This is a genomic window from Micromonospora globispora, assembly GCF_003857015.1.
Lineage (GTDB): Bacteria > Actinomycetota > Actinomycetes > Mycobacteriales > Micromonosporaceae > Micromonospora > Micromonospora globispora.
The window spans coordinates 1-11,307 of the sequence record NZ_QGGF01000469.1 but is presented as its reverse complement, the minus strand read 5'-3'; the positions used below and the strand labels follow the sequence as shown (position 1 = coordinate 11,307).

Annotated in this window: 10 protein-coding genes; 7 read left to right on the top strand and 3 right to left on the bottom strand. The window is 74.3% G+C overall.

Going from position 1 to position 11,307, the window contains the following annotated elements:
* From DKL51_RS25230 to DKL51_RS25200, 7 genes are all read left to right on the top strand, one after another.
* On the top strand, positions 1–401 hold a 401-nt coding region (locus tag DKL51_RS25230), incomplete at its 5' end, for a PucR family transcriptional regulator (protein ID WP_148097842.1).
* A gap of 78 nt (positions 402–479) precedes the next feature.
* On the top strand, positions 480–1,649 hold the full coding sequence (locus DKL51_RS25225) for an acyltransferase domain-containing protein (protein WP_124812574.1): 1,170 nt from the start codon (positions 480–482) through the stop codon (positions 1,647–1,649).
* On the top strand, positions 1,646–2,590 hold the full coding sequence (locus tag DKL51_RS25220; protein ID WP_109945493.1) for a beta-ketoacyl-ACP synthase III: 945 nt from the start codon (positions 1,646–1,648) through the stop codon (positions 2,588–2,590). Before DKL51_RS25225 ends, DKL51_RS25220 begins: the two co-directional genes overlap by 4 nt.
* An 84-nt stretch (positions 2,591–2,674) precedes the next feature.
* On the top strand, positions 2,675–2,914 hold the full coding sequence (locus tag DKL51_RS25215) for an acyl carrier protein (RefSeq protein WP_007072348.1): 240 nt from the start codon (positions 2,675–2,677) through the stop codon (positions 2,912–2,914).
* A 2-nt stretch (positions 2,915–2,916) separates the two neighbouring features.
* Complete coding sequence (gene fabF / locus DKL51_RS25210; RefSeq protein ID WP_109945494.1) at positions 2,917–4,143, top strand: beta-ketoacyl-ACP synthase II; 1,227 nt, start codon at positions 2,917–2,919, stop codon at positions 4,141–4,143.
* A gap of 22 nt (positions 4,144–4,165) precedes the next feature.
* Positions 4,166–5,587 carry an acyl-CoA carboxylase subunit beta gene (locus tag DKL51_RS25205; RefSeq protein WP_109945495.1) on the top strand — a complete coding sequence of 474 codons (1,422 nt, stop codon included), beginning with the start codon at positions 4,166–4,168 and terminating at the stop codon, positions 5,585–5,587.
* 54 nt (positions 5,588–5,641) lie between these two features.
* Entirely contained in the window at positions 5,642–6,358 is a 717-nt protein-coding gene (locus tag DKL51_RS25200; RefSeq protein ID WP_109945496.1) for a class I SAM-dependent methyltransferase, read from the top strand.
* A gap of 178 nt (positions 6,359–6,536) precedes the next feature.
* Here the strand turns inward: DKL51_RS25200 and DKL51_RS25195 are convergent, their stop codons facing one another.
* The 3 genes from DKL51_RS25195 to DKL51_RS25185 all read right to left on the bottom strand — a co-directional run.
* A complete protein-coding gene (locus tag DKL51_RS25195) occupies positions 6,537–8,816 on the bottom strand; it encodes a hypothetical protein (RefSeq protein ID WP_109945497.1) in 2,280 nt (759 codons plus the stop codon).
* On the bottom strand, positions 8,813–9,811 hold the full coding sequence (locus DKL51_RS25190) for a glycosyltransferase family 2 protein (protein ID WP_243422455.1): 999 nt from the start codon (positions 9,809–9,811) through the stop codon (positions 8,813–8,815). Before DKL51_RS25190 ends, DKL51_RS25195 begins: the two co-directional genes overlap by 4 nt.
* A 114-nt stretch (positions 9,812–9,925) precedes the next feature.
* Positions 9,926–11,307, bottom strand: a 1,382-nt coding sequence (locus DKL51_RS25185) for a glycoside hydrolase family 3 protein (RefSeq protein WP_124812573.1), incomplete at its 5' end; no start/stop codon positions are given.

The following is an 11,307-nucleotide window of genomic DNA, read 5'->3' as shown; positions in this document are numbered from 1 at the left end:
GCCCGGTGCCGGCCGCCGAGCTGCTGCCCGAGCGGGCCCTGGCGGGGGACGCGGAGGCCCGCCGCCGGCTGCGCCACGACGTGTACGCCACACTCGTCCGGGCCGGTGGCGAGCTGCTGGAGACGCTGGACGCCTTCTTCGCGGCGGCCGGCACGCTGGAGAGCGCCGCCCGGGCGCTCTTCGTGCACCCCAACACCGTCCGCTACCGTCTGAAGCGGATCGCCGAGGTGACCGGATTCTCGCCGCTGGCGCCGCGGGACGCGTTCGCGCTCCAGGTGGCGCTGACCGTCGGTCGGCTCGACCCGATCGTCCCGGGCGGCACACCGGTCCCGACCCAGACAATGAGCCCAGGCGTCAGGAAAACATCACAGACAGGTGACGACCACCGCCGATCTTTGTAGGAAACCTCCAAAGGTTCTAGTGCGGTTTCGTGTCCTGCGCTACAGCGCGACTGGTGAGTATCCGTCAGAGTCATACACGTGCTCGCCGTACTCTCACCCGGACAGGGTTCCCAGAAACCCGGATTCCTGACCCCCTGGCTCGACCTGCCCGACGCTGAGGCCCGTCTGCGCTGGTGGTCCGCGCTGGCCGGCGTCGACCTGGTGCACCTCGGCACCGACGCCGACGCGGAGGAGATCAAGGACACCGCGCGCACCCAGCCGCTGCTGGTCGCGGCCGCGCTGCTCGCCGCCGAGCACCTGCCGATGTACGACGTCGCGGTGACCGCCGGGCACAGTGTCGGTGAACTCGGCGCCGCCGCCCTCGCCGGGGTACTGCCCGCGGAGGCGGCGATCACCCTCGCCGGCGTACGCGGCCGTGAGATGGCCGCCGCCTGCGCGCTGGAGCCGACCGGGATGGCCGCCGTCCTCGGTGGCGACCCGGACGAGGTGCTCGCCGCGATCGAGGCGCACGGGCTGTACCCGGCCAACCGCAACGGTGCCGGCCAGGTGGTCGCCGCCGGCGCGGTCGACGGGCTGGAGAAGCTGGCCACCGAGCCGCCGGCGAAGAGCCGGGTGATCCGGCTCCAGGTGGCGGGCGCCTTCCACACCCCGTACATGGCCCCGGCCGAGGCCGCGCTGGCCGGCGTGGCCGCCGGCATCACCCCGTCCGACCCGGCCCGGATCCTGCTGTCGAACCTGGACGGCTCGGCGGTCAACCACGGCCGGGAGATGGTGCAGCGGCTGGTCCGCCAGGTCACCGCACCCGTGCGCTGGGACCTCTGCATGCGCACCCTGGCCGACCTCGGGGTGACCGGGGTGATCGAGCTCGCGCCGGCCGGCACCCTGGCCGGCCTGGTCAAGCGGGAGCTGAAGGCCGGCGGCGCGCCGGAGATCGTCACCCTCAACACCCCCGACGACCTGCCCGCGGCGCGCGACCTGATCGCCCGGCACAGCGGCCTGGGCGGCCACGAGCCCGTCATCCAGTTCCGGGTGGTGGTCTCCCCCGCCGCCGGCACGTTCACCCCCGCCGAGGAGCTCGCCGAAGGCGCCGACCTCCGTACCGGCCAGGTCATCGGTCACGTCACCACCCGGCAGGGGCCGGTCGAGGTGACCGCGCACGACAGCGGGCTGCTCACCGAGTGGCTCGCCCACCACGACGACCCGGTCGCACCGGGTCAGCCGCTCGCCCGCATCGGAGGCCACGCATGACCGGCAGCAAGATCGTCGCGATGGGGCACTACCAGCCCTCGCGGGTGGTGACCAACGACGAGCTCGCTCAGATGGTCGACACGAACGACGAATGGATCCGCGACCGGGTCGGCATCGTCACCCGGCGGATCGCCGGTGAGGAGACGGTGGCCGACATGGCCGCCGCGGCCGCCGGCAAGGCGCTGGCCAACTCGGGCCTCACCGCCGCCGACATCGACCTCGTCGTGGTGGCGACCTGTACGTCGGTCGACCGCAGCCCGAACGTGGCCTGCCGGGTCGCCGCCAAGCTCGGCATCGCCGCCCCGGGCGCGTACGACATCAACACCGCCTGCTCCGGCTTCGCGTACGCCCTCGGCACGGTCGACCACGCGATCCGGGCCGGCGCGGCGCGCAACGCCATCGTCATCGGCGCCGAGAAGCTCTCCGACTTCACCGACTGGACCGACCGCTCGACCTGCATCATCTTCGGCGACGGCGCCGGCGCGGCGGTGGTCACCGCGGCCGCGGAGGACGAGCCCGCCGGGGTGGGCCCGGTGGTCTGGGGCTCGGTGCCGGAGAAGAGCGACGCGGTACGCATCGAGGGCTGGCGCCCGTACATCGCGCAGGAGGGACAGGCGGTCTTCCGCTGGGCCACCACCGCGCTGGCCCCGCTCGCGCTGCAGGCCTGCGAGAAGGCCGGGGTCGCCCCGTCCGAGCTGGCCGCGTTCGTGCCGCACCAGGCGAACGCGCGGATCATCGACGGCATCGTGAAGCGGCTGAACATCCCCGACGCGATCATCGCCAAGGACATCGTCGAGTCGGGCAACACCTCGGCGGCGAGCGTCCCGCTGGCCCTGTCCAAGCTGGTCGAACGGCGGGAGATCCCCGCGGGCGCCCCGGTGCTGCTGTTCGGCTTCGGCGGCGGCCTGACCTACGCCGGTCAGGTCGTCCGCTGCCCCTGAAGACCCCCTCCGGCGCCCTGCGCCGAGGAGTGACGGCCGGCGTCGTCGGCCGTCGACAACCCCCGATGAGAGGAACCAACCGAAATGACCCGTGACGAGATCACCGCCGGCCTCGCCGAGATCCTCGAAGAGGTTGCCGGGGTGAACCCGGACGACGTGGCCGAGGGGAAGTCCTTCACCGACGACCTCGACGTCGACTCGCTCTCCATGGTGGAGGTCGTGGTGGCGGCCGAGGAGAAGTTCGGCGTCAAGATCCCCGACAACGAGGTGCAGAACCTCAAGACGGTCGGGGACGCCGTCAGCTACATCGAGGCGCAGTCCTGATCATGACTCGCCACGACGTCGTCGTCACCGGGCTCGGCGCGACGACCCCGCTCGGCGGGGACGTCGCGTCGACCTGGGACGCCATGCTCGCCGGCCGCTCCGGGGTGGGTCCGCTCACCCAGGAGTGGGCGGCGCAACTGACCGTCCGGATCGCCGCTCAGCTCGCGGTGGAGCCGTCCGAGGTGCTGGATCGGGTCCGGCTGCGCCGGCTCGACCGGTCCGAGGCGATCGCCCTCGTCGCCGCGCAGCAGGCCTGGGCCGACGCCGGCCTCGCCGACTCCGGGCTGGACCCGGAGCGGCTGGCGGTCAGCGTCGGCTCCGGCATCGGCGGCGCCACCACGATGCTCGCCCAGGACGACATCCTGGAGGCGTCCGGCCCGCGGCGGGTCTCCCCGCACACCGTGCCGATGCTGATGCCGAACGGCCCGGCCGCCTGGGTCGGGCTCGAACTCGGCGCCAAGGCCGGCGTGCACTCGGTGGCCAGCGCCTGCGCGACCGGCGCGGAGGCGATCGCGCTCGGCCTGGACATCATCCGCGCCGGCCGGGCCGACGTGGTGGTGGCCGGTGGCACCGAGGCGGTCATCCACCCGCTGCCGATCGCCGGCTTCGCGTCGATGCGGGCAATGTCGACCCGCAACGACGAGCCGGAGCGGGCCTCCCGCCCGTGGGACAAGGGCCGCGACGGCTTCGTGCTCGGTGAGGGCGCGGGCGTGGTGGTCCTGGAGCGCGCCGACCACGCCGCCGCCCGCGGCGCCCGGGTCTACGCGCGCCTCGCCGGCGCCGGCATCACCTCGGACGCGTACGACATCGTGCAGCCGCACGCCGAGGGCGAGGGCGCGATCCGCGCAATCAAGAAGGCGATCGCGGACGCGGATGTCGCCAAGATGGACATCATGCACGTCAATGCGCACGCCACGTCCACCCCGGTGGGCGACATGCTGGAGATCGGGGCGCTGCGTCAGGCGCTGGGCGACCACCCGGTGCTCGCCGCGACCAAGTCGATGACCGGTCACCTGCTCGGCGCGGCCGGCGCGCTGGAGTCGATCGCCACCATCCTCGCCATCCGCGACGGTGTCGTCCCGCCGACGATCAACCTGGACGACCCGGACGAGGGCCTGACCCTGGAGGTGGCCGCCCACAAGGCGCGTCACATGGAGATCCCCGCCGCGCTGAACAACGCGTTCGGCTTCGGCGGCCACAACGTGGCTCTCGTCTTCACGCGGGCCTGAGACCACAGCCTTGGAGGCACACGTGACCACGACCGCAGTGAGCACGGACATCTCGACAGTGGACTACCGCGACCCCGAGGTCCGGCTCCGGGCCCTGTTCGACGCCGGCACGCTGCGACTGGCCTCGCCGCGGGACACCTCCGGTGCGTTCTGGGCGCGAGGCGAGATCGACGGTACGCCGGCGATCGCGTTCGCCACCGACGCCACCAGGATGGGCGGCGCGATGGGCACCGACGGGTGCCGGCACGTCGTGGACGCCATCGACGCCGCCGTCCGGGAGCGGGTGCCGGTGCTGGGCCTCTGGCACTCCGGAGGTGCCCGGCTGGCCGAGGGCGTGGTCGCGCTCGACGCCGTCGGGCAGGTCTTCGCCGCCATGGTCCGGGCCTCCGGCCGGGTGCCGCAGATCTCGGTGGTGCTCGGCCCGGCGGCCGGTGGTGCCGCATACGGCCCGGCGCTGACCGACATCGTGGTGATGAGCGGGGCGGGCCGGATCTTCGTCACCGGTCCCGAGGTGGTCCGCAGTGTCACCGGTGAGCAGGTCGACATGGAGCGCCTCGGCGGCCCGGAGCCGCACGGCCGGCGCTCCGGCGTGGTCCACGTGACGTGCAAGGACGACGAGGCGGCGATGGCCGAGTCGCGCAAGCTCGCCGCGCTGCTCGGGCGCCAGGGCCGGCTCTGCCCGGACGACGTGCCGGTGGGCGACGAGGGCCACGACCTGGCCGCGAAGATGCCTGCGGAGACCAACCGGGCGTACGACGTGAAGCCGGTGGTCAAGGCGCTGCTCGACGACCCCGGCGTGGAGCTGCACGCCAAGTGGGCGCCGAACGTCGTCACCACGCTCGGCCGGTTCGCCGGCCGGACGGTTGGCGTGATCGCGAACAACCCGCTGCGGCTGGGTGGCTGCCTCGACGCGTCCAGCGCCGAGAAGGCGGCCCGGTTCGTGCGGATGTGCGACTCGCTCGGGGTGCCGCTGATCGTGCTGGTCGACGTTCCCGGCTACCTGCCCGGCCTCGGTCAGGAGTGGGACGGCGTGGTCCGGCGCGGGGCGAAGCTGCTGCACGCGTTCGCCGAGGCGGTGGTGCCCCGGGTGACGCTGGTGACCCGCAAGGCGTACGGCGGCGCGTACATCGCGATGAACTCCCGCTCGCTCGGCGCGACCGCGGTCTTCGCCTGGCCGAACGCGGAGGTCGCGGTGATGGGCGCCAGCGCAGCGGTCAACATCCTGCACCGCAAGAAGCTGGCCGCCGCCCCCGCCGACGAGCGGGAGGCGCTGCGCGCCCAGCTGATCGAGGAGCAGATCCGGGTCGCCGGTGGCGTCAACCGGGCGCTGGAGATCGGCGTGGTGGACGACGTGATCAAGCCGGAGGAGACCCGGCGCCGGATCGCCGAGGCGCTCGCCGCGGCCCCGGCCGCCCGGGGTGCGCACGGCAACATCCCGCTGTAGACGGTGCAATCGACAGGGCCCCTCCGCTCGGAGGGGCCCTGCTACCGTCTGTGCGTGGAGGCGACCGAGATCCGCAAGCTCGCCGCGCTCGAGGACACCCACTGGTGGTACCGGGAGCGGCGGGTCCTGCTCGGCCGGGCGCTGCGTCGGCTGGCGGCCGCCGGGGTGCGGCCGGAGCGGACGTTGGACATCGGTGCCGCCGGCGGCGGCAACACCCGGGTGCTGCGGGCGCACGGCTGGCGGCCACTGGCCCTGGAGTACAGCCCGGAGGGTGCCGGGGTGGCCCGGGAGCGCGGCCTGGAGGTAATCCGCGCCGACGCCCGGCATCTGCCGATCCCCTCGGCCAGCCTGGGCCTGGTGGTCGCCTTCGACATCCTGGAACACTTCGACGAGGACCACCTGGCCGCCGCCGAGATCCGGCGCACCCTGCGGCCGGGCGGCACGGCGCTGATCGCCGTACCGGCCGACATGCGGCTCTGGTCCGCGCACGACGTGGCGGTGGGGCACGTCCGCCGCTACGACCGTGCCTCGCTGCGCGCGGTGGTGGAGAAGGCCGGGCTGGTCGTCGACGAGCTGTGGAGCTGGAACGTGGTGCTCCGGCCGGTCGCCGCCTGGCGGCGCCGCAGCTCCACCGGCAGCGACCTGGACGACCTGCACCCGCTGGTCAACCTGGGGCTGCGGGCGATCATCACCGCCGAGCGGTACCTGCCGGTGACGTCGCTGCCCGGCGTCTCGCTGATGCTCCGCGCCCACCGCCCGATCGAGGGCTGATACCGGCGGGTCGCCCCGAAAAGGATGAAGAGAACCCACCCGGCCCCGGCGTGGCGTCACGCTCCGTCCGCTACGGCGGCGCCCCAACCGGGTAGGACTGGGCGATCGGCTGCGCCTACAGCGGCGACGGTGACGAGGCATCGGCCGCGAGTAGCGACCGGCGCCGGCGAACGGCGGGTCAGCGCAGGCGGTAGACGGCCATGCGGCCGTTCTCGAACCGCAGGTCGGCCAGCGACCGCAGCTCCGGGGACTCGGGGGCGACCTCCCGGTCGACCACCAGCCACCGCACGCCGTACCGGTCCCGCAGCTCAGCGAGGCCGGCGGCGGTGGGGGTGGTGAAGGCGGCGTCGTTGGCGCGGAGCCGCCCGGCGTCCCAGAACGGCGCGTACGGGCCCTCGGGCAGGCCCACCATCCGGGGCGCGAACGCCCACCCCTCCACCAGCACTGCGCGCTCGGCGTAGCCGCTGAGCCAGAACGAGCGGGCGTCGCACCAGCCGTTCACCACCTGCCGGCAGTGCACGTTGGTGGCCACCACGTCGTCCGGGGCGCTGTGGGCACGGACCCAGCGGGCCGCCTCGACCCGCGACGCCGGCATCGACACCACCGCGTACGCCCCGCCGTTCGGGTAGTGGTGGGCGGCGGCCGCGTCCATGACCAGCCCGGGCGCGCCGGCGACCAGCGCCGCCGTGAGCAGCAGCAGGGTGCCCCGACCGGCCAGCGCGGGCCAGCGCCCGACCAGCACCGGCCAGCAGAGGGCGACCAGCAGCGCCACCAGGGTCAGGCCGGCGGCCCAACAGAGCAGCGGCAGCACCGGGGCGTACGCGGGGGTGGCCGGCGAGGTGACCGCGGCGCTGAGCTGGACCGCGGTGAGCAGCACCGCGAACCCGGCGGTGCCCGCCCCGAGCAGCAGCCGTCCCCGGGGCGGCAGGGCGGCCCGGTCGGCCAGCTCCACCCAGCCCCAAGCGGAGAGGAGCACCCCGAAGGCGAAGCCGGCCCGGGTGAAGTACTGGTTACTGCTGCCCGGGTGCCCGACCAGCAGGTAGGTCGCCGGCCCGGCGAGCGCGCCGCCGAGCAGGAAGAGCTGCACCGGTTCCAGTCGCCAGCGGCGCAGCCGCAGCAGCGCCACCACTCCGGCCAGCCGGAGCTGAAGGTTGAGCAGGAACGCCACGACGACCGCGGCCCAGAGCAGCGCGGTGACCCCGGCGGAGTGGCCGGTCCCGACGTAGGTGCGCAGGCCGGAAAAGGGGTCGACGGTCACCCCGTGGCTCTCGAAGGCGAAGAGCACGGCGGTGGCGAAGAGCTGCGCGGCCACGGCCAGCCCGCCGGCGAGGAGCACCGCCCGGGGCAGCCGCCGGCGCGCGGCCAGCAGCAGCACGGCGGTGACCGCGAGCGCCGCCAGCACCACCGGCACCGAACTGGCCTTGGCGCCGGTCGAGGCGGCCAGGAACAGCAGCGCGAGGGCCCAGGCGCCGCGCCCCAACGGGGGCACGGCCACCCCGCGCGGGCGGCCGACGATCTCGCCGAGCGCCGCGATCAGCGGCAGCAGCAACACCCAGCTGTACGTCATCGACGGGCTGCCCCAGACGATGAAGGTGGCCTGGCTGCCGAAGAGCTGCCGGTACCCGTTCTCGAAGCCGAACTCGCCGACGGTGAACATCAGCGCGGCGGCGACCACCCCGGCGTACGGGCGGCCGGTGATCCGCCAGCCCACCACGGCCACCAGCACGGCCGCCAGCGCGCAGAGCGCCGGTACGGCCAGCCGGAAGAAGACCGTCGGCAGGTCGACGCCGCTGACCAGGCTGGTCGCGGCGAGATGGGCGAAGCCGAACCAGTGGTAGTGCAGCGGCTCCCCGGCGACCTGCGGCACGTCGGGCGGCATCTGGTGGGTGGCCGCCCCGGCGATGGAGAGCTGGAACGCCAGGTCGATGTACTGCGCCTGCCCCTCGTCGGTGGGGAGCACCGGGTTGACCCGGAGGAACGACTCGTTCAGGTAGAGGGTGAAGCCGGCGACGACCGCCGCCAGCGACCAGGCCCAGCCGGACGGGGCGGCGGTGGGAAACCGGACCCGCCAGTGCCGGCGCAGCCGGGGCACGGTCGCGAACGGCAGCACCACCGCCAGCGGCCAGAGCCGCAGCCACCCGGGCGCCCCGACGGCGGCGAACAGGGCCCAGGCGACCAGCTCCAGCACCAGCCCGACCGCGCCACCCATCGCCAGGTCCTCGACCAGGGTGTGCGGCCGGGCGCGCAGTGCCCGGTACACCAGCGTGCCGGGCAGCAGCACGGCCAGCAGGGCGTACGCCGTCCAGCGGGCGATGTCCGGCGCGGGCGTGCCGGTGGTGAGCAGGACGATCGCGACGAGGGCGGAGCCGGCGGCGACCGGGGCGTACCGAGCGGCGGCCCGACGGCGGCGCGGCTGAACGGTCGACGGGGCCGCCCGCCCGGTGGTGAGTGCGGTCACCGGAGGCTGTCGGCCAGTTCGACGACGTCCCCGTCCGGAATCCCCCGGGCCGGGGACCCGGCGGCGCTGTCGCTGGCCACCACGTACGCGGGCCGGCCCTGCACGATGGTGTAGATCCGGGCGACGTACTCGCCGAGCAGGCCGAGGCAGAGCAGCTGCACCGCACCGAGGAAGAGGATCGCCATGTAGAGCGAGGGCCAGCCGGTGACCGTGGCGCCGGCGAACCAGGCGAGCACCGCGACCACCACCAGCACCCCGCAGACCGCCACCCCGGCCAGCCCCAGCCAGGTGGCGACCCGCAGCGGCGCCGCGGAGAAGCTGGTGACGCTCTCGGCGGCGAGGGCGGCCATCCGGGACAGCGGGTACTTCGTCCGCCCGGCGGCGCGTTGCTGCCGCTCGTAGGTCACCTCGCCGCTGCGGAAACCGAGCCAGGGCACCACCAGCCGGAGCACCGGGCTGCGCTCGGGCAGCTCCCGCAGTGCCTCCACCACCACCCGGCTGAGCAGTCGGAAGTCGCCGGCGTGGGCGGGCACCTGCTGGCCGACCAGCCGGCGCATCAGCCGGTAGTAGCCGGCCGCGGTCCACCGCTTGAACGCGGTGTCCCGGCTCCGGTCGACCCGGACGCCGTACACGACGTCCAGCTCGTCGGTTCGGGCTCGGCGGAGCATCTCGACGATGACCTCCGGCGGATCCTGCAGGTCGGCGTCGATGCTCAGCACGTACCGGCCGCGGGCGCGAAGCACCCCGGCGACGAGGGCCGCCTGGTGGCCGCTGTTGCGTCGCAACCGGAGCACCCGCAGCTCGGGCCAGTCGCCGCGCACGGTGGTCAGCCGGGCCGCCGTGCCGTCGGTGCTGCCATCGTCGACGGCCACCACCTCGTACGCCTCGCCGAGTCCGTCGAGGACGCCGCGCAACCGCTCAACCAGCAGCGGCAGGACGCTCTCCTCGTTGAACATCGGCACCACCACCGAGAGTGCCGGCTCCGGTCGCGTCACGGCGCTCGACCTCCGTTCCCTGCGGCGGTGGACGCCCGAACGCTACCAGTCGGGCTGCTGGCGGTCGCTCCCGTCGCACCCGGTCACCGGGTCAGCGGACCCGCCCCGGGACGGTCACGTGCCGCAGGTGGTGGCCGGCAGTCCGCGCACCGGCACCGGGGACCGTCCGCCCGGGCGGGCCTTGCCGGCGAGCACCCCGGCCAGCGCGGTCATCGACGCCCGGCTGGACGAGTACGTCGCCAGTAGGGTCGGCGACTTCGCGTCCGCCAGCACGTACGGGGTGTCCATGGCCACCGTCACCGCCGCGTCGGCGCGCAGGTCGTCGGCGTCGTCGCCGTACCCGACCAGGTGAACCACGGTGCCCCCACTCGGCACCACCTTGACCCCGGCCGCGGTGAGCGCCTCGGTCAGCGCCGCCCGGGTCCGGTCCCGGCCGCCGGAGGAGGTGACGGTGACCGGGTTGCCCACCGGCCCGCCGCAGCGGCCGCGCAGCACGGTGACCGCCGCCGCGGCCAGGTCGGCCGCCGCCTTCCGATGCTCGGCGGTGTTCAGGGTGGACATGTCCGGGGCGGGCCGGTCGGCCAGCTTGAACTTCATGGTGAGCACCCGGGTGACCGCCTCGATCAGGCGGGCCCGGGGCAGCGACCCGTCGCGGAGCGCGGCGAGCAGCCCGTTGTACGCCTGGCCGACGTTCGGGGTCATCAGGATCAGATCGTTGCCGGCGGTGAGCGCGCGTATCGCCGCCTCGCCGGGCGACCAGCGCCTGGCCGGCGGCATGTTCATCCCGTCGGTGATCACCACCCCCTGGAAGCCGAGCTGGCCGCGGAGCACGTCGGTGAGCAGCTTCTTGGAGAAGGTCGCCGGGGTGCCCGGGTCAACGGCCCTGACGTCGAGGTGGGCGGACATCACCGCCATCGTGCCGGCGTCGATCCCGGCGCGGAACGGCGGGAACGCGGTGCGGTCCAGCACCGCGCGGGGCTGGGCGATCACCGGCAGGTCCTTGTGCGAGTCGGTGGCGCTGAGGCCGTGCCCCGGGAAGTGCTTGACGCTGGCCGCCACGCCGGCCGACTGCAGCCCCTTCACCGCGCCGGCGACCTGGGCGGAGGCGTTGCGCGGGTCGGCGCCGAAGGAGCGGGAGCCGATCACCGTGCTCCGGGTGGCCAGCACGTCGGCGACCGGGGCGAAGTCGAGGTTGATCCCCATCGCGGCGAGTTCGCTGCCGGCGGCCCGCCAGGCGGCCTCGGTCAGCTCGGGCTTCCCGGCCGCGCCGGCGGCCAGCGGGCTCGGCAGCAGGGTCACCCCGTCGGTGATCCGGGTGACCACGCCGTACTCCTGGTCGGTGCCGATCAGGAAGGGGGCGGAGCCGGCGGCGAGCTTCCCGGCGGCGTCGCGCAGCCCGGTGGTGAGCTGCCGGACCTGCTGGGGGTTGTCGACGTTGGTGGTGGCCTGGTTGCCCGAGGTGGGGTCGTCGGCGCTGAAGCCGACCAGGATCAGTC